Here is a 22,634-nt window from a genome sequence, read left to right on the forward strand (position 1 = left end):
CCTTTCTTACGCTTCTTTAATTGATACAATACTTGCAAACGGTAATAAAACTTCTGTTCCTATTCCTTCTTGTAGTATTAAGAAATCATCACCAACTGCTACAATAACACCGGTTAACTGTCCAACTGTCACCGTAATTTCTACGTTTTTACCCAAATACTGCTCTGCAATTTCTTTAAAAGGCGATGTATTACATTCTTTTAAAATGTTACAAATAATAGATTGAAATCTACTTGATTCAATAAATTCTTCCGTAGCTTGCTTAGAGTTTCTTTGAATAAATCTCGCGAAGTTTTGTGAAAATAAAAGTCTTTCCACAGCAGGCAATAACTTATTATCTAAAAAATAATCTAATTGCCTATTAAACAATCTCGATAACCTTTTCCAATACTTACCGAACAGACACATACACTTCTCCTCCTATTATTTTCAAATTATAAAAATACATCCATACATCTTAATGTATACAAAACAAACCTTTTTGTGATAGGTAAGACATACATTTTTCAACAAAACAATATGTTCTAATCACACAAAAAAGATAGATGGTATCCCATCTATCTTTATAAATATTTTAATTTTTAATTGTAATTATGGCAGAGATACTATAATAAACCGCTCGTGGTAATTCTGCTTGTTCACTTATAGAAGCTGTAACAAGTGAACCACCACTTGCCGAGAAATACTTAACAGCTTCTAACGGAATACCATCTTCTTTCACATCAATATGCGTCCCATCTCGCCAATCTATTTTCTGCATTGTTGCTGAAAGGTCCCCAGTCACTTTACCAACTTCTTTACCATCCCCCCCTAAAAAGATCCATTCCCACTTTGTTAAACTTAGTACTTGTTTCAACTCTCCAATTTTCTTTCCATCTACATTAGAAAAAATATAGAAATTACGTACTCCCATCTTCTTTTGAACACGCAACAACCTTTCTCCCGAGTGATTATATAAATAAAATTGTTGCTTATGTAGTCCCTTAAAAAGAAAAGAAAGTACAGCTTGCCATATACGTTGAATAACAAAATCATACTCTTCTTTTAAAAAACCTACTGTATTTCCATCCAATCCAAAGTACGTTATTACTTGAAATACCCCTACCTCTTTGCGAACAACAAATTTTTGTTGATCAAATAATTCAGAAGTCTCCATATTATAATTTTCCTGTTTAAGCATTTTTGCTCTTCGTTTTTCCATAAAGCTATATATTAATAATCCAAATGCTGGTATTACAACACCTATTAATTTTAGATTTTCTTTCTCCGAAGTGAATAGCATCCCTTTTTTATATTCCATCACTAATACAATTGCGACGATAATCCATACAATGACAGATACAAAGAAAATTCGTTTCGCATTACGTGCGTGATGCTTATGTATACTCATATCCCTCCCCCTTTTCCATTTATCCCGCAGTAACGGGCAGTAAGACCCACACTTCAAAATTCGGCGAAAGCAAAGAAGTTAGGTGGGTGATCGACTGCCCGTAAAAGCCCGATTGGTTCAACTAATAATCAGTGGGGGATGAAGAAAACCCCCACTGATTAAAGTTTCACTTTATTTCATTATCCCATTGCACATACACTTCCTCCATAAAAAAAGACTATCCAAAAGGATAGCCTCTTACACTTCAATATTTCGCAACATCGTATAAATGTCGTTATTCACTTTACCAAACGATTTAATGTTGTTTTGAATGTTAGATAATAAAACGACATACACACTTCCGTTTTTACTAAATCCATTTAAGCAATTCCATCCTGGCATTACACCGTGATTTGAATAACTGCCCGGGTCTACATACCAACCAAATCCGTAATCTTTTTTTCCGCCTGTAAACATTTGATCATAGCTCTCTTTTGAAATTAACTTTCCAGAGAAGAGTGCTTCATTAAATAAATATAAATCATGTGCACTTGTATATATATCACCACAACCATATAGTTGTGACATACTTGGAATATTAGGTGTTGTCATATTGTTATTTACTATTTTATAACCTGTTGATGGGAACCTTGTTTGCTCTAACGCTTTACCGAAACCAGAATGTTTCATACCCGCAGTAGCAAAAATATGTTGTTTAATATACTCTTCTAACGGTTGTCCACTTACCTTCTCAGCGATGTAGGCAAGTATCGAATAGTTCGAATCGGAATATTTCCATTTCTCTCCTGGACTCCCAACACGCTTTTGCTTTCCTATTCGTTTTATCAATTCTTCATGAGAAATATCCTCTGTTCCCTGCTCATACTCTGGAATTCCTGATGTATGTGTTAGTAAATGTTTTAACTGAATACCATTACCTTGAGGGAAATCTGGAATATACTTTGCAACCGTATCCTCTACGTTTAATTTATTTTGATCCTTTAATTGCATAATAGCAGTCGCTACAAACGCCTTTGAAATAGAACCAATATAAAAAGTTGTCTCTGAATTATTCGGTACTTGTTTCTCTTTGTTCGCCATACCATATCCTTTATTCAAAAGAACTTTTCCGTTCTTCACAATAACAGCTGTTCCACTAAATCCTGCGTTTTGTAAATATTGATCTAATTGAGCGTTTTCATTAATTTCTTGAGGTGGTCCCTCAGCAGGCTTTTCCACAGCTTGTGCTTGCTTCACCTGTTCTTCCTGCTCTTTTTGTTTTTGTGCTTCTTGCTTCTTTTTTTCTTCTTTCTTTTTTAGCTCTTCTTGTTTCTTCATTTCTGCTGCTGCTTTTAAAGTTTCTTCTTTCTTATTATGCGCAACAATTTTTGTATACATGAAATATACAAGTGAAAATAGTAAGACGAGAATGATTGTTCTTTTTATGTATACAATCGGCTGACGTGATTTCCCATTCGCATTATTTTTTTCGTGATCCATGATTGCTTTTTTCCCCTTATTCACCAATAATTTACTTCCTCTACTAAAGACTTATTTTAGTAGATTTTGGATAATCTATTCTATAACATCACTACTTTATCACGCACTGCACATATTACCAACCTATATGTACAAAAAAGAAAAAGAAAATTTACAAAAGTAAGATTCCCGTTAAATTTTTAACATAAAAAAAGAGGATACCCTCTAAAAGAACTGATGTTATCAATCTTTTGGGATATCCTCTTATCTAATTATTTATACGTGTTTTTTCATATCATCGGCAACAGATTCAACATTTGTACCTACGATAACTTGGACACTCGTGTTACTTAATTTCATAACACCTTTTGCACCAGCACGTTTTAATGCTGCTTCGTTTACTTGACCAGCATCTTTTACTTGTAAGCGTAGACGTGTTGCACAGTTATCAATAACTGTTAAGTTTTCTTTTCCACCTAAAGCTGCTACGTAAGTTTCACCAATTGAGCCTGCAACTGGCGCATCATCCTCTTCAGCTAACTCATCGTCATCTTCACGACCAGGAGTTTTCAAGTCAAACTTCTTAATTAAGAAGTAGAATACTACAAAGTAAATTACTGCGTAAATTAAACCGATTCCCGCTAGCAATACTGGTTTTGTTGCAATACCAAAATTTAAGAAGTAATCAATTGCACCGGCACTAAATGTGAAACCATCGTGAATGCCAAGTGCTGTTGTTACAAATAAAGAAATACCTGTTAACACGGCATGAATACCATATAATACTGGTGATAAGAACATGAATGAGAATTCAATTGGTTCTGTAATACCAGTTAAGAATGAAGTTAATGCTAGACCACCTAACATACCTGTAACCATTTTACGTTTTTCTGGTTTAGCAGCTGCAATCATTGCGAAACATGCTGCTGGTAAACCGAACATCATAACTGGGAAGAAACCAGTCATAAACATACCTGCTGTTTTATCTCCTGCAAGGAAGCGAGCAATATCACCATTTACAACATTACCTGCTGCATTTGTAAAGTCACCAAATACGAACCAGAAGTATGTGTTCATTACATGGTGTAAACCAATTGGAATTAACAGACGGTTTAATAAACCAAATAGACCTGAACCAACTGCACCTAAATTAACAATTCCATGAGCTAATGCATCGATGCCATTTTGAATTGCTGGCCAAATTTGTGCGAATAGAATTCCTAATATTAGCATCACAACCGATGTAACAATCGGAACGAAACGTTTTCCAGCAAAGAAACCTAACCATTCTGGAAGTTTAATCTTATGGAATTTATTATAAAGGAATCCTGCTATAACGCCGACAATAATACCACCTAGAACTTTCATATCCACTTTAGTCGATAATTCGGCAGCTTTAGATACTTGTGTCATTGTATCTGCCAGCTTAGATGGATCTACATTTGCGCTATTGCCTATTAAATCTTGAACTTTACCTAATTTATCTTGTAATTCTACAGTAGAATATCCCTTACTAAGTGCATCAATACTGTTTTTCATAACCAGATAACCAATTGCACCTGCAAGACCTGCTGCACCACTACCATCAACTGAAAGACCGATTGCAATACCAATTGCAAAAATAAGTGCTAAATTATCAAAAACCGCTGCGCCGGCCTGTGCCATAACAGGAATATCAAATACATCCGGTTGCCCTAAACGAAGCAATAATCCTGCTGCTGGTAGTACGGCGATTGGAAGCATTAACGCTTTACCAATACGTTGTAAAAACTGCAACATTTTAATTCCCCCTATCAAATTTATGAAATCGTTATCATTATAAGTACGCTTTAGAAAACGCTTTCTATTTACATAACCATAATAACATATAGTTGTATAGATGTGTAGTTTTTATTTTTGAATTTTTTATGGATAAATCTCCTATTTCCAAACTGTTATATAAAAGGAAAATTCTCCTTTTGGAATACAGAATACTTGAAACGAAAGACCCACTATAGAACATGCAACTTTCGTTTTATCATTCCACTTTTTCATGTTATTATTTATTTCCGAGCATATCGGGAAAAGTAAACTTAGTTAATTCGAAATAGGAGCGTTGGTACTATGCAGTGCATTGAAACAAACAACTTACAACAGTTGTTAGAACAAGTAAAACCATATACGAAAAAAGGAAAGCTTGCTACTTATATCCCCGAACTAGGAAATGCAAATCCAGATGATTTAGGGATTGCCATTTTCCATAAAGAAACAGAATACATTCATGCTGGCAACTCACAAACACTATTTACTCTTCAAAGTATTTCAAAAGTAATTACACTTGCGCTTGCACTTTTAGATCGTGGTGAAGAATATGTATTTTCTAAAGTTGGAATGGAACCAACTGGTGATCCATTTAATTCTATTATTAAGTTAGAAACGACAAGCCCTTCTAAACCACTTAATCCAATGATTAATGCAGGGGCACTAGCTATTACAAGCATGTTAACAGGAAAAGATAATGAAGAAAAGATGGAGCGCATCCTTCATTTTGTACGTGAAATAACAGATAATCCTACTATTAATTATTCTTCTAAAGTTGCCAATTCAGAATTAGAGACAGCTTACTTAAACCGTTCACTTTGTTACTATATGAAACAAAACGGAATTATCGATTGTGACATCGAAGAACTGATGGATTTATACACTCGTCAATGTGCAGTTGAAGTAAACTGTATCGATTTAGCACGTATCGGTTTAATTTTTGCGATGGATGGATATGACCCATATAAGAAAAAACAAATTATCCCTAAGCATATTACAAAGATTTGTAAAACATTTATGGTTACATGCGGTATGTATAACGAGTCTGGTGAATTTGCGATTCGTGTTGGTATCCCCGCAAAAAGCGGTGTAGCTGGTGGCATTTTCGGCTGCGTAAAAGGAGAAATGGGAATTGGTATTTTCGGACCAGCTTTAGATGCAAACGGAAATAGTATCGCTGGTTTTAAAATTCTTGAACTTCTTTCTGCTCAAGAAGGTTGGAGCATTTTTTAATCACGAGTTATCCTGCTATACTAGCAGGATTTTTTCATTTCATAAAAACCTCAACTTTATCAGCTATCAATCTCCTTACAAAAACCATACTGAAAGTTTCTCTATATCATGCATATTTGCTCCCCCCTCCTGAATAATATAGTACAACCTAGCGCTACATGTGGAGGTGTGAAAGATGAAACTAATATTTCAAATGGGAAAACAACCTGTTCTTGAGAAAACAATTCTTCTTTTTATATTGAGTATTGTAGAAAGCTTAAAGCTAAAAGTTGTTTCACTCGATGAAGCTCACCGATACATATTCAATTTAGAAGTACTTGAACTATTAATGGATCGGAATATCGATGATCAAGTACTTGAACTTATTCATTTCGGAATGGGACTTGAAGACATTCATCATGTGCTTCCTGAAGAACTTGAACATACGATCGAAGAATTAAAATGGCTTTGCATCCAAGTATTAAGCGAGTACAGTATGCATGAAGAATCGGAACAATTAATTGAGGATATACGCTAAAAAAGCACCTATATAGGTGCTTTTAATGTTTTTTCAAACTATTTTTATACGCCTCAATATTTACTGGTAACTCTTCCTCTTCCAAAGTATGTTCATTTACATCTTTATGAATGAACGCACCTTTAGGTGGTTGATGATCATGCCCTTTTTTCTTATGATCAAATGCTTTCCCGCGTCCCATACAAATCCCCCTTTCTTAAAAGAAATCCGTATTAGTATGGAGAAAAGTACGTCGATATATGCAATCCCTTGCTGTATTTCCAAGGAAATACTCGAACCTTGTTTTCTACTCTCCTTACAACAACTGATCGATCCCAATAAGAATTAATAACACACCTGCAATAAACGTTGCCCATTTCCCTAAGTATTCTGCTAAAAATCGTTTTCCTACATACGCAAAGCCACTAATACAAATAAAACTAAACACCCCAGAAATAGTTGCTGTAAGCCACAGATTCAAGTTTGTTACCCCAGCATCAAACCCACCTGCAATATTATTAATAGACAACGCAATTCCTAAAACAATTGCTTCTGAAAAACTAATTGTTTTCGAACCATCAAAATCTGCTTTTTCTGGATCACGTAAAATTCCCATAAGTACATTACCATCTTTAGAGCCTCCGGTATTTCTTTTCCCCAAAAAAGGCTGACATAAAATAAACACACCGATTATCCCTAAAACGATTGCTCCAATCAAGTTTGCAGTAAACTCTGAGATAAATAACGCAATCCAGTTCCCAAAAAAGCCAGCTAATAAAGTAAATAAAAAACCAAAAAATGCGATGATAAAATTGTTGAACCACGAAATTCGGATTTTACGAATGCCATATGCAATCCCAACACCTGCATTATCTAAATTAGAAGCAATCCCGATTAAAAAAATTGAAAATAGACCTGCCGTACTCATAAACAGCCACCCCTTTTTCTCACTTTTCAATGCATCTTATGAAAATGTTGAGCAACTGTGCCTGTCTGTTTCATATACATGTAATAAATACTCAACATTTTTTCAACAATAAAAAGGAGTGCCTTCACTATGCCTAAAGAAAATCCAAATGAGCGGCTTAGTAAATTAATAAAAAAACTTTTAAAAGAACGTGCCTTATCTATGCGCCAACTAGGAATGCTTACAAATATCGATCCCGCAACAATCTCAAGAATTATGAATGGTAAACAACCGCCAAAGCAAAAACATCTACAAAAATTCGCAGAATGTCTGCAAGTTCCACCCCAATTATTATTTGATGAAATGTATCCGGATTTCCCCCACATTAATAAAGAAAAGACGGATATGTATACATCTCTTGATACAATTCAACAAACTCTGCAATCCTCTAACTTATTCGATTTCGACTACACAACAACTCGCGTGAAACAAGAACTTGAAAACTATGAACGCTATGCTCAAACAGCAGAAGGTGAAAAACGGATTCATGAAAGTTTTGCAAGCAAATTAGAACAAATTGATAGTGCTGGTCCTTTCATTGAACAATTAACGGATATGTATCAACAATTTTGCAATGCAACTATTCCGAAAGAAGAGCGTGCAGTTCTTGGGGGCGCATTACTGTATTTCATTTTATCGACAGATATTATTCCCGACTATCTCTTTCCAATTGGCTATTTAGATGATGCAATTGCTGTTGAATTAGCAAAAGAGAAATTAATCGAATTAAAACGAAAGACATAGAAAAATAACGAACTATTTCAGTTGTTTCTATTCAACTCTGAAATAGTTCACTAAAAAATCGTACAAGTATACATACCTGTACGATTTCAACATACTAATCTATTTTTTTGTATGACACCATTCATATATAAATGCTGTTATTACTTTTGTAAATTCAATTAACTGTTCTACTTCAACTTTCTCATTTATTGAATGAGATTCTTCTAATGTACCTGGTCCGTAAATAACAGCTGGAATACGAAATTCACTAAACCACCCACCATCCGTTACCGTTGCCGACATATCTAAAATTGCATTTTTAGAGAGAATTGATTCGTGTACTGAGCTAAGCGTTTTTACAGCTGCATGTTCACTATCTACTTCTAAAGAAGGGAAAATTTCGCCCCGATCCACAATCATTGATTCTCCACCCCACTTAAATTGTGGTGGATTTTCACTTAACCATGGATCAGCAGCCGCTACTTTCCCAATATACTCTTCAATTTCTTGTGCGATTTGTTCATGCGTTTCATTTGGGTAAAAATGTACGGTTATCCACAAACGGCACTCATCCGCAATAAATGCTGCATGTCTTCCGCCCTCAATAACAGCTGGATTAATTGTTGTTGTTCCATATGGATAGCCTTCATATGTTTTCATAACTGCCCAGTGACGCTCTAATTCTTGTAAACTTTGCACAACTTTCATCATTTTTTCAATCGCACTCGCTCCGAATAAACGTCCTCCAGCATGGATCATTTGCCTGCGTGTTGCATCATGAAATGTTTGGGGGCTTTTCACAGTAATCCATCCAGTAATTACGCCGCCCTGCCCTTGCATATGTAAATCACTCGTATCCACTACGACTGCAAAATCAGCATCATAACCTCTTTTACAGCATTGAAGTGTTCCTGCCTCTCCAACTTCTTCCCCAATTACGGATTGAAAGATTAAATCTCCAGGTAATTCAATGCCAGCTTCTTGTAAAAGCTGAATGGCAAATAGCGCTCCAGCCAATCCCCCTTTCATATCTGCCGCACCACGTCCAACTAACCAACCATCTTTTATAAATGGCTCAAACGGATTCGTTTCCCACGCCTCATCTGCTGTCACTTCAGCTACATCCATATGTCCATTAATAATAAGACTTTTATGTGTGTCACTTTCTATCCCTTTTTTCACCCCAACAACGTTCGGATCATTCGGATATACATCCCATTTATCAACACTAAAATTTCGTTTTCTTAGAAAATCTGCAACAAATTCTTGCGCCTCATTTGTGTTTCTCGCCGGCGGTGCTGGTGTTTCAAAACGAATTAAAGTTTTTGTAAGCTCTAGTAACTCATCTTTTCGTAGATCAATCTGTTCTAATAGCTGTGAAACTTCTTGATTCATCGCTAATTCCCCTTTGCATACGTAGTATGTTTCCAGCTTTATTTTCACAAAAAAAGAGACTGTTTACAATTTTACAGTCTCTTTTTTTGCATTAGTTTCTAATATATTTATAAACTTTCTACTTCTGTTGTATCTACTTTTTCAACATGTTCCATTTTGCTTCTCTTATTTTTTGTCGCACGGTAAAACAGTAAGCAAACAATCATAAATGGAATACCACAATACAATGCCATTCTTTGTTCTGGGATAAAAGCCATACCAACAATTACGGTTACATTTAATACTAACGCAAGCAGTGGTACGAATGGATATAACGGTGTTTTAAATTTCAAATCCTTCACATCCCCGCCCTGCTTTATGTATGACCTTCTAGCTAATAAGTTAGATAGAGCAATAGATGCCCAAACTAATATCGCTCCAAATCCTGCAATTGAAAGCAACCATAAATAAACTGTATCTTCCGCATAAATACCTGATAGTAGTGAGAGACACCCTACAAATGTACTTACAATTAATGCGTAAATAGGAACACCATTTTTAGATAACTTACCAAAAATCGGACTAATCATTCCTTGATTAGACATAGACCATAGCATACGGGAAGTTGCATATAATCCTGAATTCGCAACAGATAGAACCGCTGTAATAATAACAAAATTAATAATATCAGCTGCATAAGGAATACCAATTTTATCAAATACAACTACGAATGGACTCTCTATTACTCCTGCTTGCTGCCAAGGGAATAATCCCGCAAGAATGAAAATAGATAATACAAAGAACACAAGTATACGCCAAACTGTATTATTAATTGCCTTCGGGATCGTTTTCTCTGGATTTTCACTCTCACCTGCTGCAATACCGACTAGTTCTGTTCCTTGGAAGGAAAAATTAACAGCAATCATCGTAATTAAAATAGCTGATAATCCATTTGGGAACAATCCACCATAATCAGTAAAGCTAGAAAACATTGGTGCTGGGTCATTTCCTTTCATATCTAAAAAACCAAACATTGCTGCCCCGCCCAAAATAATAAATGCAATGATTGTAATTACTTTAATACTTGCAAACCAGAATTCAACTTCTGCAAAACTTCTTGAAGATAACGCATTGATAGCAAAGAGGAGTACCGCAAACACTACACACCAAATCCATGACGATACATCAGGAAACCATCGTTTCATTAAAATACTAACTGCAATCAGTTCAATACCTATCGTAGCAGACCAGTTTAGCCACGACATCCATCCCACTACATAACCCGCTGCAGGGGAAATGTGCTTTGTGGCATACGTTTGATAAGATCCTGCGTCAGGCATCGCAACAGCTAACTCTCCGAGACAGAGCATTGTTAAATACATAACAAATCCTCCGACAAGATATGCTACAATCGCTCCTCCAGGTCCAGCTTCATGAATTGTATAGCCAGATCCTAAAAAAAGACCCGTACCAATAACGCCTCCAAGTGCAATCATAAATATGTGCCTACTTTTCAATTCCCTTTTTAATCCTTGATTTTGATCCATCATATAAATCCCCCCTTTTCACTTTGCAAACCTATTTAATGTAAGCGTTTTTAAATTTTTTCATAGTAAAAATAATGATTTAAAAGAGCAAAAATACATATCACTTATATTAATCACTGCCTGTTACTAAAAGATCATCCCTCACTGTTATTAATAATTTTTGATCAGCGATGGCCTGTCCCTCTACTACTTCTAATGACTCGATATATCCACTGATTCCTATCTTAATTTCTACTTTCTGTTTATCTATTGTTTCAATGAGCGCTAATTTCTCCCACTCGTATACGTAAGAACTTTCCGCAACAAATAACTTCTCTACTTTCCCGTAACAAGGACTATACACGCCTTCTATAACCGTCTTCACTTTATAAACTCCTCCTTTTTTTAATTGGTACTGAAACGTTGCATATCCCTCCTTTAAAGATTTCAACTATTATTTATGCAAAAAGCATACCAATCTCCAATTCCTATTTAAAATGAGGATTCCTCACAAAAAAATCTTCATAACCGCAAAATTTTTCTATCATTTAAGAAGTTTTAAAAAGAAAATAGCAAAAAAATTTTGCGATTTTATAAGAATTTTAATAAAATTATAAAAAGTCAGTCTTCATAGGGTGAAATGAGGAGAAGATAATCTATGCGTACAGAAGACATTAATTTTAAACAGATCATTGAAATGAATATGCTATATGAAACTTTACTCAATGAACTCGATATCGGGATTCATATTATTAATGAGGAAAGTAAAACGATTATTTATAACCGCAAAATGATGGAAATTGAATCAATGGAGCGCTCAGATGTGCTATATAAAAGTCCTTTAGAAGTATTCGCATTTGAAGAAAATAAAAATAGTACTCTTATAGAAGCATTAAAATTAGGAAAAACAAACAAAAATATAAAACAAACTTATTTTAACAATAAAGGGCAAGAAATTACGACGATTAACGATACTTTCCCTATAATAGAAAATGGAAAAATTAAAGGCGCTATTGAAATTTCAAAAGAGATGAATAACTTAAAGCAAACAATAAAAATGGACTCTTCTCGAAAACAAAACACTAAATTTACCTTTGATCACATAATTGGTGATTCTGAAGCCATTCAATCAACCATTGCGGAAGGAAAAAGGGTAATTCGTACATCCTCCTCCATACTTCTCGTAGGAGAAACAGGAACTGGAAAAGAACTATTTGCACAAAGTATCCATAATGAAAGTCAACGTTCAACAAAACCGTTCATTTCACAAAACTGTGCCGCTATTCCTGATACGCTAATGGAAAGCTTATTATTTGGTACGAACCGAGGTGCATTTACAGGAGCTATCGATAAAGCTGGTTTATTTGAAGAAGCAAACGGAGGAACTTTGTTATTAGATGAGATCAATTCGTTAAGTCCAGCACTTCAAGCGAAGTTACTGCGAGCTATACAAGAAAAAACAATACGAAGAATCGGAGGCACACAAGAAAAAGAAATTGATGTTCGTATTATAGCAACTATTAATGAAGACCCTCTTGAAGCTATTACACACAATCGATTACGGGAAGACTTATATTACCGATTAAGCGTCGTTACTTTATGTCTCCCGCCTTTACGTGAACGAAAAGAAGATATTCCCGCTCTTGTTCAACACTTTATCGAAAAGTACAACATTCAATTTGGACTCGCCGTAACGGATGTAGATGTACATGTAAGAGAATTCTTGTATGCATATGAATGGCCTGGAAATGTACGAGAATTGGAACATATCATTGAAGGTTCAATGAATTTAGTTGAAGATGAACATATCATTACAGCATTTCATCTTCCCACCCGCTTTCGCGAACGAATAAAAAAAGAATTCAATATGCAACCTCTCCTAACTAATAACGATACTGATACACCGAAAACGTTAAAGCACACAATAGCAGAAATGGAAAAGAACTACATCAATCAAATTCTTAAAGAGTATCACGGTAATATTTCACAAGCTGCAAAGTTTTTAGGATTAAGTAGGCAAAACTTACAATATCGAATTAAAAAACTGCATTTACACATATGAAATGAATGTTTCTCCAAGTGCTGGAAATGGAAAAATATATCACAATAAACATATAACATACTAGAAAGGAACGATATATATGAGTAATGATAACAAATTAAAGTTATTACAATACTTAGCCTTCTTCCCTACCATTGTATGTATGATGTTACTCATTGATATGAATGCCTATCCTTATGCGAAGCTATTCGCAGCAATTAGCGGCTCTTTTGCAGCTATTATGCTTGCTGCTTTTTGGAATTTGAAGATACGTATGAAGAGAGAGAAATCTTCTTAATTGTAAAGTATAAAAAAATCGAGCCTACACAGCTCGATTTTTTTACTGATTATTAAAATTCAACATTCTCCAAATACAAACCACTCGCCTCAGCAAGGCAATTAATTTGATTACGTTGTTTCGCCTCTAGAATTTGCGGAATTGCTTCTGCATCTAATTGTCCTAATCCAACTTCAATTAATGCTCCAACAATTTTTCGTACCATGTTATGAAGGAATCCGTTGCCACTTACTCTAATTTGTACAAATCCTGCCTCTTCCATCACTTCAAGTGAATATACTTCTCGAACCATAGACTTTTTCTTTGATTTCGCATTTGAAAAAGCAGTAAAGTCATGTGAACCAACTAAATGTTTCGCAGCTTCTTTCATGCTTTTCACATTTAATTTTTTATTCACATGCATGCTGTATTTACGCATAAATGGATTCGTATGCTCTTCATTCCAAATTTTATAAAGATATGTTTTTGCTTTAGAATTGTAACGAGCGTGGAATCGATCTTGTACTTCTTCTACATTCGTAATGCTAATATCATTGGGTAAATATTGATTTAAATATTTTTTCACTTTATGTTCCACTAACTTCTCATCACTTTGAAAGTTAGCAACTTGATTCAAAGCATGTACACCAGTGTCTGTTCTACTACAACCGATAATTTCAATTTCTTTTCCGACCATTTCAGATATGACACTTTCGATTTTTCCTTGAATCGTATTATCGTTATTACCAAGGCGTTGCCAGCCTTTAAAACGTGCACCATCGTACTGAATCGTTAATTTATAATTGTTCATCTTATCCTCCTTCACAGAAAATATTCCCTCATATTATGAGGGAATATGAATAAACTTTACTTTCTAACAAGCTTCACTACATTTTCTACATGAGCTGTATGCGGGAACATATCAACTGGTTGCACATACTCCACTTCATAACTCTTCATTAATGCTTGTACATCACGTGCTAATGAAGAAGGATTACAAGATACGTAAACAACTTGTTTCGGCTTCACTTTTAAAATTGTTTCCAATAATTTATCATCGCAACCTGTACGAGGTGGATCGACAACAATTACATCTGGACGCCATCCTTCTTTTACCCATTTCGGTAACCATTGTTCAGCTTTACCTGCTTCATATTTCGTGTTTGTAAACCCGTGACGCTTCGCATTTTTTCTTGCGTCCGCAATTGCTTCTGGAATTACATCCATACCACGTACTTCCGCTGCATCATTTGCAAGCCAAAGACCGATTGTACCAACACCACAATACGCATCTACAATTTTCTCATCGCCTGTTAAAGCAGCTGCTTTTTTGGCTTCATTATATAAAACAACCGTTTGTTCTGGATTCAACTGGAAGAATGCACGTGCTGATAATTCAAATGATAAATCACCAAGTGTTTCTTGAATTACTTCTTTTCCAGCTAATTTAAATGTTTTATCACCGAAAATAACAGATGTTTTACGCCAATTCACGTTTTGCATAATTGATTTAACAGCTGGCATCTGTTTTTGTACTTCTGCGATAAACTGCTCTTTATTTGGTAATTCTTCTTTTGTTGTAATAAGTGTAACTTGTACTTCCCCTGTTTGAACTGCAGTACGTGTCACAATTGTGCGTACTAAACCTTTTTGTTTTTTCTCATTGTAAATAGAAACATTTAATTTTTCTAAAATACGTCTTACAACTTTTGTCGCCTCATTCGTTGCTTTATGTTGAATCATACAATGAGCAATATCAATTAACTGATGTGAGTTTTGCTTATACAGCCCTGTAATAACCTTTTCGTCTTTACGTCCCACTTGTAATTGACTCTTATTACGATAATGCCATGGATTTTCCATACCAAGCGTTGGACGAATTTTCTCTTCCAAACTGTTGTTCATATACTTCTCAAATGCTTGTACAACAATATCACGCTTTTGATTTAATTGTTCTTTATAATCTAAATGTTGTAGCTGACAGCCACCACATTCTTCATATACTGGACATGGTGCTTTCACACGATGTGGTGAAGCTTTACGAACTTTTTTCACTTTCGCTTCAGCGAAGCCACGCTGAATTTTCGTTGTTTCAGCAACAACTTCTTCTCCTGGTAATGCTCCTGGAATGAAAACAACTTGTCTCTTAAAATAACCAACGCCTTCTCCATTAATCCCAAGACGTTTAATTGTCACAGGAAATGTTTGACCAACTTCCAACTTACTCTCATGTTGTTTTTGTATCATTATTACACCTCTACTCTATACTTTTCCATAAATATAACGCTGCATAACTGCAGTATGGTTCACACTCTTGTTTCACGTTTTCTAAAAACGCATCACCCGGTTTATCATCTAATTGAAATACACCTTGTACTGCACGCTGAATCCCGATGTCTGCTTTCGGAAACATATTTTTCCGTCCAAGCCCAAACATTAAAAAGTTTTGCACTGTCCATGCACCAATCCCCCTAATTGGTAACAATTGTGCTGCAACTCCTTCTTCTGTTTCGTTTTCTATTCTAGTTAAATCTAACTTACCACCTATAATATACTTTGCTAATCCTACCATATATTCAGCTTTTCGCTGACTAAATTTCTGCTCTCTCAATTCTTCAATTGAAATATTTGCTACTATTTCTGGAGTAGGGAAAAAGAATACACCGTTCTTCTCTGTTCCATATCGTTTTACAAATTGCTCTGTCAGCACAGTAGCAAATTTCAAATTTATTTGTTGATGAATAATACAGCGAAGTAAACATGCAAAATAATCGAATTCTAAAATAATTGGAGTATAAGCATATGTTTCAAATAGTGGACGTAATGATGTGTTTAAAAAATGATTTTGTATATCTTGAAACGGTTCATTCCAATGAAAAATGGCCCTCATTCGTTTCATGACTTTCTCCGGATTTCCTGTCTGACTAGAGATCCAAAACTGTGGATTTTGAACAGTACCAATCCCTTGTAAGCGAACAACAACCTGTTCCTTGTCTATACAAAGCGGGACATAAATAACTTTCTCATCTAATTGAATGACGTTAAGAGGATCAAAAGATAAACGTTTTAATACTTCTTCAAAATGATACGGATACTCTAACGTAACATGTTCGCTCCACATACGTTTCCCCATCCTTTTTACACATCATTATAGCATGAGAAAACCGCAAGCATACATGCTTACGGTTGATTGCTTTTTACTAAGTCATCTAGACTTTTAAAATGATACCCTTTCTCGCGCAAATCATCAATGATTTTCGCAAGTGCTTCTGCATTATCTTTTGATATTGCATGAAGTAATAAAATAGATCCTGGATGAATCATCGTCATAACATTATTATGCGCATATTGCCATCCTCTTTGTTCATCCACTTTCCAATCCAAAAATGCAAGTGACCAAAATACATTATAGTAGCCCATTTCTTTCGTAAGGGCTAACGTTCTTTCACTAAATACACCGCGCGGAGGACGCACATATTTCACTTCTTTTTGCCCGGTCATTTTTTTAATTTCTTCCGTTACACTCGTTAATTCTTCACGAAGTTTCTCATCATTTACTGCTGTAAAATCAGGATGACTCCACGAATGGTTTCCAATAATATGTCCTTCATCCTTCATTCTTAACAATAAATCTTTTTGTGTTTTAATATAATGCCCTGTTACAAAGAAGGTTGCTGGTACTTTTTTCTCTTTTAATACGTCTAAAATCTGGCCTGTATATCCATTTTCATACCCATTATCAAATGTTAAATAAATATCTTTTTTCTTCGTATCCCCTAAATAAAATCCGCCATTTTTTTGTAGCAATTCTGTATACAGTTTCCCTGCATCTGGTACTGTTTCATTTTTAGGACGCGGAATTCCCCAGTTATGTGGAGTATTTGTATAAGCCAATGTTGAAACTGGAACAAGTGCCATCATAATTGAAAAAATGAGACCGATATATAACCATTTATGTTTCATAAATAGTCTCCTTTCCATATATAATCGTACTTGTAGTTTCTGTTGCCGCGCATTCTTTCATGCTGAACATGTTTTTCTATATATACCAAAAAAATGCATCTCGAATCATTCGAGATGCATTTTTTTTTACTTAAATACTGGCTCTTTAAAGCTCGCTAATTTTTCAAGTGATGTTTTATCAACATCTGCATGTAAGCTATTACCATGAGAATCCATCGTTACAACTGCTTTAAATCCTTCAATACGTAAATGCCACATTGCCTCTGGAATACCAAATTGTAAGAAATCAACATCTTTCACTTCTTTAATACATTCAGCATAATATTGCGCTGCACCACCGATTGCGTTTAAATATACACCGCCGTGTTCTTCTAAAGCCGCTAATGTTTTCGCACCCATACCGCCTTTTCCAATGACAGCGCGAATACCAAATTTCTTCATAATATCACCTTGGTATGGTTCTTCACGAATACTTGTCGTTGGACCTGCCGCTTTAATTTGCCAATTGTCATTTTCATCTTTCACGACAACTGGACCACAGTGATAAATAACTTGTCCATTTAAATCTACTGGACAATCGTTATCCATTAAATGCTTATGGATTGCGTCACGACCTGTATACATCATGCCATTAATTGTTACAACATCACCAACGCGAAGTTCACGAATTTGCTCTTCTGTAATTGGTGCTTGTAATACAATCTCACGTTGCTCTGTTTTTTCTTGTGCTTCTTGCTGAAGTGTATCTTCACCTTCTTGATATAGCCAATCCATAATTTCACCTGTTTCAGGATGGATTGTTACTCCAAGACGGCGATATGCCCAGCAATTATACGCAACAGATACGTAGAAACTAGCTGGCAGACGATTATAGACACCAATTTTACAACCAAGTAAAGTTGTTTCTCCGCCAAATCCCATCGTACCAATGCCAAGCTTATTTGCATTTTCTAATACGTACTCTTCAAGTTTTTGTAACTCTGGGATTGGATTGACATCATCTAATGTACGGAATAATTGATTTTTTGCTAATTCGTAACCTGATGTGCGGTCTCCCCCGATACCAACACCAATTACACCTGCACTACACCCTTGACCTTGCGCTTGATATACTGCATGAAGAAGGCATTTACGAATCCCTTCTAAATCACGGCCAGCTCGTCCAAGTCCTTCTAATTCACATGGTAAGCTATACTGAATATTTTTATTCTCACAGCCACCACCCTTTAGGATTAAACGTACATCAATATAATCTTTTTCCCATTGTTCAAACTTAATAACCGGTGTACCTGGTCCTAAATTATTTCCACTATTGTCTCCGAAAAGAGAATCAACAGAATTGGGACGAAGTTTACCATCTTTTGTCGCCCGCTCAAGCGCATTATAGATAGCTTCCTTCAACTTTAATTGATTCACACCAACTGGTGTATAAATTTTAAACGTTGGCATCCCTGTATCTTGGCAAATTGGCGATATGTTATCATCAGCCATTTTAATATTATTTGTAATTGTGCCAAGTGCCATCGCAGAACGAGTCCCTGCATTTTCTCGCTCTTTCGCTTGTTGAATCGCACGACGAACATCTTTCGGTAAGTTCGTTGACGTTTCAACAATTAGTTGATACATGCTTTCTTGAAGCTTTTCCATTGTTACTTCCCCCTCAATTGTGAACGCTACCAAAACGTTATGAGATGAAAATCTCATTGTTATACTCTTCAGCTTTTTATTTGTTTCACGCTATTAAAGCATAAATGAAATTTTTCACAACTTGATTATACCTCTTTTTCTATCGTCCTTCTATTATCCGCACAGAAAAAGGCTACCAAATTGAAGTTGGCAGCCTTTTTAATATATTATTCGTCTTTTTTAAATTGCTCACATTTTAATTCTAATTCATCTAGCATTGCAAGAAGACGATCTACATCTTCTAACTCTACTTCTTCAGGTTCAATTGTATCAATTACTTCAATGAACATATTTAAACGTTCTTTTAAATATACTAATTGTGTATCTTTATCTTGAATTGCTTTTCCCATGAAGGCACTCTCCTTTTAATTCGAGTTGCTTTTATTATACCGCAAAAATGATTGCTATGGGTATGTAATTTCATGAATTTTGTCACAGTAATTCATTCGAATGTAAGCCCTCTCTCTTTTTCCACAAAAAAGTTTCACTTTATAAAAAGCACATATTCTTCTATTATAGAGAATGGACAAATTGTTATTTCAATAGTCAAAGGAGTATTTCATATGACGATATCACAAAAAATGAAGCCGATTACTCCTTCTTACGATCCATGGGAAGCGTATATGGACCTTGAAGAGTACGGCAAACTACTATTAACAAATGTTGAGTTTACAACGACGACGTTATGCAATATGCGCTGTGAGCATTGCGCTGTTGGTTACACGTTACAGCCGAAAGACCCGAATCCGCTTCCGATGGATCTTTTATTAAAACGATTAGATGAGATTCCTCATTTACGTTCTTTAAGTATTACTGGCGGAGAACCTATGCTTTCAAAAAAATCCGTCGACAACTATGTAACACCACTCTTAAAATATGCCCATGAACGAGGCGTTCGCACTCAAATCAACTCAAACTTAACTATAGATTTAGCACGTTACGAACAAATTATTCCTTATTTAGACGTATTGCATATATCTCATAACTGGGGAACAATTGATGACTTCGTTGAAGGTGGATTTGCAATGATGGAACGTAAACCTACGTATGAACAACGTGCAAAGTTATTTGAACGAATGATTACAAATAGTAAAGCTCTATCAGATGCAGGTGTACTCGTATCAGCCGAAACGATGCTGAATAAACGAACTCTACCACACATTGAACATATTCATCGTCAAATCGTTGACGAAATGGGCTGTAAACGTCATGAAGTACATCCGATGTATCCGAGTGATTTTGCAAGCAATCTAGAAATTTTAACAAAAGCTGAAATTCGTGATGCAATTGAGCATTTACTAGAAATTCGCGATGAAAATGTTTGGATGTTATTTGGAACTTTACCTTTCTATGCTTGCAGTGATGACGAGCGAGACATCGTCACATTTAAGAAATTACAAGAGAGCAAAAATGTAACTGTTCGTAACGATCCGGATGGTCGTTCACGCTTAAATGTAAACATTTTTGATGGTAATATTATCGTAACTGATTTCGGTGACGTTCCCCTTCTAGGAAACATACAAACAAACACATTACAAGAAGCTTATGACAAATGGAGTGCTTCAAAAACAGCAAAATCATTAAGCTGTCACTGTCCTGCAGTAAAATGCCTTGGACCGAATGTTCTTGTAAAAAACAGCTACTATCCGACAGAAGATTTCTTATCAAAAACAGCAAACATTACATTATAAAAAAACGTCAGCTTATAAGCTGACGTTTTTTTATATTATTGCGAGTGAGAAGAAGAAATGAATTTAAAGAATAAATGATCATGAATTGGAATTGCCGCTCCAATTCCTTGAGAGGTAATATTTTTCACAACAAGTCTTTTTTGATTTCCCTTTAATACAAGGTATACTTCTCCAAATGTCACTTTTCCTTTTTCATTTACCGCTGGTGTATAAGCGTATAAATATCCGAGTTGACTCGGACTAATATTATACACTCGCTCATGTCCAGTACCATAACCAATGGTCGTTTTAAACGAAAGCGGTAATTGTACTTTTTCAAGTGCTTTGAGAAGCATCATTTTTTTCACATCTGTAGCATCTTTCATATCCGCTGTTAAATCGCCTTCAACTGTCTTCTGCGTTTCTTGTTTATAGCGTAGCGGATATAGGCGATCTCCTCCGCGATTATCGTATACGTTACGATTTACTTGTTTATATTCCCAATTAATCGATGTATCAACCGATTCATAATTCAAAGCCCATTGACCTAAATAAATTTTCGCTCGGTACCCTACCGCAAGCGGCGCATTCGAAATGGTCGTTTCATTAAACATTCGAATTAAGTCTGGATTTTCAATTTTAATATTTGCTGTTTTCAATAGTTCTTGAGCAAACTTACTCGGCTGTAAACGCGGCAAATCTTGCGCATCATTTGGAAACGTATTGTCTTTAGAAATATTTAAAACAGATGAAGGCATTTTTGTTTCTACCGTTGTCTTTGCAAAACTCATGTTAGGAAATAATAGAATAAACGAGACCATAGTTGAAAGACATATGCTGTATACTCGTTTCACCTGTCTGGCTCCTTCCTACGTAAAGGTATATACTACTTTGTTTATTGTTTTCTCTCAGCACAATTGTTATGCCTATTTTTCATAATAAATAAAAACCAATTCCCATAATGACATACGCCGCTAATAAAGTGCCTCCTTCAAACCAGTTTGTATCACCATCATTTGAAATCGCAATCGTTAAGAAAACAGCTGTAATCATAGAAACAAGTTCTGGTATGGTAAATACTAAAGGCATCCTATTTGCAAAAAACATGGATAACAGTACTAATACAGGAGCAACAAACATGGCAATTTGTAATGTAGAACCTACTGCAATTTCGACTGCAATATTTACTTTATTTTTATAAGCCATAATAATTGCAGATGCATGTTCCGCTGCATTTCCAACAATCGCAACGATAATAACCCCTATAAATAGTTCTGACCAGCCAAATGATTTCGCGACTGTTTCAAATGTATGCACGAGCGCCTCTGACACATAAGCTACCGCAATTGTCGCTATCGCTAAAATGAGTAACGCTTTTCCTTTTGACCACTCTGGCTCTTCTTCATGAGCGACTTCATCACTTTTATGTTGATATACACCGCGGTGCGTAACTAACTTAAATAGCAATGCAGCAAGGTACATAATGATCATAATAATAGAAACACCTATACTTAATTGATACGTCTTTCCAGCGTCCATCTTCATTGAAAAGATCTCTGGAATAACAAAGGCTACAACAACAGCAAATATTAATAAAGCTGAATTATGCCTTGCATCATACACATTAAAACTTTGTCTTTTGTATTTAAGACCTCCTACAAAGAAAGATAGTCCCCCTACTAATAGTAAATTTCCAAGTACAGATCCTGTTAAAGAGGCTAATACCACTTCAATTAATCCCGCTTGAAGTGCGAAAATCGAAATGATTAGTTCAACAGCATTACCGAAAGTAGCATTTAATAATCCGCCTATTCTAGGTCCAGAGACAATTGCCAAACTTTCTGTCGCTCTCCCCATAAAACCAGCTAACGCGATAATCGTAATACAATACACAGCGAACATAATTGTTTGGGGCCAATGAAATGTTTTTCCAAGTACAGACAGTGGTACACCTATAAGCGCTACTATAAGAAATATTTTATTAAACATGCTTTTCATCCTTCCATCGTATGTATTTCTCCTCAGTATTA

At 35.4% G+C, this 22,634-nt stretch carries 24 protein-coding genes; 6 read left to right on the top strand and 18 right to left on the bottom strand.

Translation table 11 applies throughout. From position 1 onward, the window contains the following. Window positions 1–6: 6 nt before the first annotated feature. The 5 genes from ACYVEC_RS03410 to ACYVEC_RS03430 all read right to left on the bottom strand — a co-directional run bounded on the left by ACYVEC_RS03410 (window position 7) and on the right by ACYVEC_RS03430 (window position 4,882). Entirely contained in the window at window positions 7–408 is a 402-nt protein-coding gene (locus ACYVEC_RS03410; RefSeq protein ID WP_063221676.1) for an LSm family protein, read from the bottom strand. A 166-nt stretch (window positions 409–574) separates the two neighbouring features. Beyond that, entirely contained in the window at window positions 575–1,390 is an 816-nt protein-coding gene (locus tag ACYVEC_RS03415) for a hypothetical protein (protein ID WP_063221675.1), read from the bottom strand. A 237-nt stretch (window positions 1,391–1,627) separates the two neighbouring features. Beyond that, window positions 1,628–2,869 (bottom strand): serine hydrolase domain-containing protein, encoded by a 1,242-nt coding sequence (locus tag ACYVEC_RS03420; protein ID WP_063221703.1) that lies wholly within the window; start codon window positions 2,867–2,869, stop codon window positions 1,628–1,630. Between the two features lie 255 nt (window positions 2,870–3,124). Beyond that, entirely contained in the window at window positions 3,125–4,627 is a 1,503-nt protein-coding gene (gene nagE, locus ACYVEC_RS03425) for an N-acetylglucosamine-specific PTS transporter subunit IIBC (RefSeq protein WP_016137008.1), read from the bottom strand. 141 nt (window positions 4,628–4,768) lie between these two features. Beyond that, window positions 4,769–4,882 (bottom strand): transcriptional regulator, encoded by a 114-nt coding sequence (locus tag ACYVEC_RS03430; RefSeq protein ID WP_080468325.1) that lies wholly within the window; start codon window positions 4,880–4,882, stop codon window positions 4,769–4,771. A 69-nt stretch (window positions 4,883–4,951) separates the two neighbouring features. On the opposite strand from ACYVEC_RS03430, the gene glsA reads away from it, so the two are divergent. Together glsA and ACYVEC_RS03440 are read left to right on the top strand one after the other, a co-directional pair. Further along, a complete protein-coding gene (gene glsA, locus ACYVEC_RS03435; RefSeq protein WP_063221674.1) occupies window positions 4,952–5,881 on the top strand; it encodes a glutaminase A in 930 nt (309 codons plus the stop codon). A 175-nt stretch (window positions 5,882–6,056) separates the two neighbouring features. After that, window positions 6,057–6,398 carry a DUF3969 family protein gene (locus ACYVEC_RS03440; protein WP_000766603.1) on the top strand — a complete coding sequence of 114 codons (342 nt, stop codon included), beginning with the start codon at window positions 6,057–6,059 and terminating at the stop codon, window positions 6,396–6,398. A gap of 22 nt (window positions 6,399–6,420) precedes the next feature. On the opposite strand, the gene ACYVEC_RS03445 is transcribed toward ACYVEC_RS03440, so the two are convergent. Both ACYVEC_RS03445 and ytaF read right to left on the bottom strand, forming a co-directional pair. Further along, complete coding sequence (locus ACYVEC_RS03445) at window positions 6,421–6,579, bottom strand: hypothetical protein (RefSeq protein ID WP_000532409.1); 159 nt, start codon at window positions 6,577–6,579, stop codon at window positions 6,421–6,423. A 114-nt stretch (window positions 6,580–6,693) separates the two neighbouring features. Then, window positions 6,694–7,305 (bottom strand): sporulation membrane protein YtaF, encoded by a 612-nt coding sequence (gene ytaF, locus ACYVEC_RS03450; protein WP_063221673.1) that lies wholly within the window; start codon window positions 7,303–7,305, stop codon window positions 6,694–6,696. 129 nt (window positions 7,306–7,434) lie between these two features. On the opposite strand from ytaF, the gene ACYVEC_RS03455 reads away from it, so the two are divergent. Beyond that, window positions 7,435–8,088 carry a helix-turn-helix domain-containing protein gene (locus tag ACYVEC_RS03455; protein WP_061685937.1) on the top strand — a complete coding sequence of 218 codons (654 nt, stop codon included), beginning with the start codon at window positions 7,435–7,437 and terminating at the stop codon, window positions 8,086–8,088. 99 nt (window positions 8,089–8,187) lie between these two features. On the opposite strand, the gene ACYVEC_RS03460 is transcribed toward ACYVEC_RS03455, so the two are convergent. The 3 genes from ACYVEC_RS03460 to ACYVEC_RS03470 all read right to left on the bottom strand — a co-directional run bounded on the left by ACYVEC_RS03460 (window position 8,188) and on the right by ACYVEC_RS03470 (window position 11,352). Beyond that, entirely contained in the window at window positions 8,188–9,462 is a 1,275-nt protein-coding gene (locus ACYVEC_RS03460; RefSeq protein WP_460505638.1) for an acetylornithine deacetylase, read from the bottom strand. A 107-nt stretch (window positions 9,463–9,569) separates the two neighbouring features. Beyond that, window positions 9,570–10,991 carry an amino acid permease gene (locus tag ACYVEC_RS03465; protein ID WP_063221671.1) on the bottom strand — a complete coding sequence of 474 codons (1,422 nt, stop codon included), beginning with the start codon at window positions 10,989–10,991 and terminating at the stop codon, window positions 9,570–9,572. A 106-nt stretch (window positions 10,992–11,097) separates the two neighbouring features. Beyond that, window positions 11,098–11,352, bottom strand: a complete 255-nt coding sequence (locus tag ACYVEC_RS03470; RefSeq protein ID WP_063221670.1) for a biotin/lipoyl attachment domain-containing protein — start codon at window positions 11,350–11,352, stop codon at window positions 11,098–11,100. Window positions 11,353–11,625: 273 nt separating this feature from the next. Here ACYVEC_RS03470 and ACYVEC_RS03475 point away from each other — a divergent pair, with 273 nt between their 5' ends. Continuing rightward, complete coding sequence (locus ACYVEC_RS03475) at window positions 11,626–13,029, top strand: sigma-54 interaction domain-containing protein (protein WP_063221669.1); 1,404 nt, start codon at window positions 11,626–11,628, stop codon at window positions 13,027–13,029. A 79-nt stretch (window positions 13,030–13,108) separates the two neighbouring features. Beyond that, window positions 13,109–13,306, top strand: coding sequence for a hypothetical protein (locus ACYVEC_RS03480; protein ID WP_063221668.1), 198 nt, complete (start codon window positions 13,109–13,111; stop codon window positions 13,304–13,306). A gap of 52 nt (window positions 13,307–13,358) precedes the next feature. Here the strand turns inward: ACYVEC_RS03480 and truA are convergent, their stop codons facing one another. The 6 genes from truA to ACYVEC_RS03510 all read right to left on the bottom strand — a co-directional run bounded on the left by truA (window position 13,359) and on the right by ACYVEC_RS03510 (window position 19,284). Next, a complete protein-coding gene (gene truA, locus ACYVEC_RS03485) occupies window positions 13,359–14,096 on the bottom strand; it encodes a tRNA pseudouridine(38-40) synthase TruA (RefSeq protein WP_063221667.1) in 738 nt (245 codons plus the stop codon). Window positions 14,097–14,152: 56 nt separating this feature from the next. Beyond that, complete coding sequence (gene rlmD / locus ACYVEC_RS03490) at window positions 14,153–15,532, bottom strand: 23S rRNA (uracil(1939)-C(5))-methyltransferase RlmD (protein WP_063221666.1); 1,380 nt, start codon at window positions 15,530–15,532, stop codon at window positions 14,153–14,155. Window positions 15,533–15,542: 10 nt separating this feature from the next. Further along, on the bottom strand, window positions 15,543–16,406 hold the full coding sequence (locus tag ACYVEC_RS03495; RefSeq protein ID WP_098555128.1) for a DNA-3-methyladenine glycosylase family protein: 864 nt from the start codon (window positions 16,404–16,406) through the stop codon (window positions 15,543–15,545). A gap of 59 nt (window positions 16,407–16,465) precedes the next feature. Beyond that, window positions 16,466–17,248, bottom strand: coding sequence for a delta-lactam-biosynthetic de-N-acetylase (gene pdaA / locus ACYVEC_RS03500; RefSeq protein WP_063221664.1), 783 nt, complete (start codon window positions 17,246–17,248; stop codon window positions 16,466–16,468). 126 nt (window positions 17,249–17,374) lie between these two features. After that, window positions 17,375–18,895 carry a class I fumarate hydratase gene (gene fumA / locus ACYVEC_RS03505; protein ID WP_080468323.1) on the bottom strand — a complete coding sequence of 507 codons (1,521 nt, stop codon included), beginning with the start codon at window positions 18,893–18,895 and terminating at the stop codon, window positions 17,375–17,377. Between the two features lie 206 nt (window positions 18,896–19,101). Then, complete coding sequence (locus ACYVEC_RS03510) at window positions 19,102–19,284, bottom strand: SE1561 family protein (protein ID WP_000513558.1); 183 nt, start codon at window positions 19,282–19,284, stop codon at window positions 19,102–19,104. Between the two features lie 213 nt (window positions 19,285–19,497). Here ACYVEC_RS03510 and yfkAB point away from each other — a divergent pair, with 213 nt between their 5' ends. Continuing rightward, window positions 19,498–20,625, top strand: a complete 1,128-nt coding sequence (gene yfkAB / locus ACYVEC_RS03515; RefSeq protein ID WP_063221662.1) for a radical SAM/CxCxxxxC motif protein YfkAB — start codon at window positions 19,498–19,500, stop codon at window positions 20,623–20,625. A gap of 35 nt (window positions 20,626–20,660) precedes the next feature. Here yfkAB and ACYVEC_RS03520 read toward each other — a convergent pair whose 3' ends face one another. Then, window positions 20,661–21,458 carry a YfkD famly protein gene (locus ACYVEC_RS03520; RefSeq protein ID WP_060629413.1) on the bottom strand — a complete coding sequence of 266 codons (798 nt, stop codon included), beginning with the start codon at window positions 21,456–21,458 and terminating at the stop codon, window positions 20,661–20,663. Between the two features lie 79 nt (window positions 21,459–21,537). Then, window positions 21,538–22,593, bottom strand: coding sequence for a calcium/proton exchanger (cax, locus tag ACYVEC_RS03525; protein ID WP_063221661.1), 1,056 nt, complete (start codon window positions 22,591–22,593; stop codon window positions 21,538–21,540). Window positions 22,594–22,634: the final 41 nt, after the last annotated feature.

This window comes from Bacillus sp. MN7755, assembly GCF_054771475.1.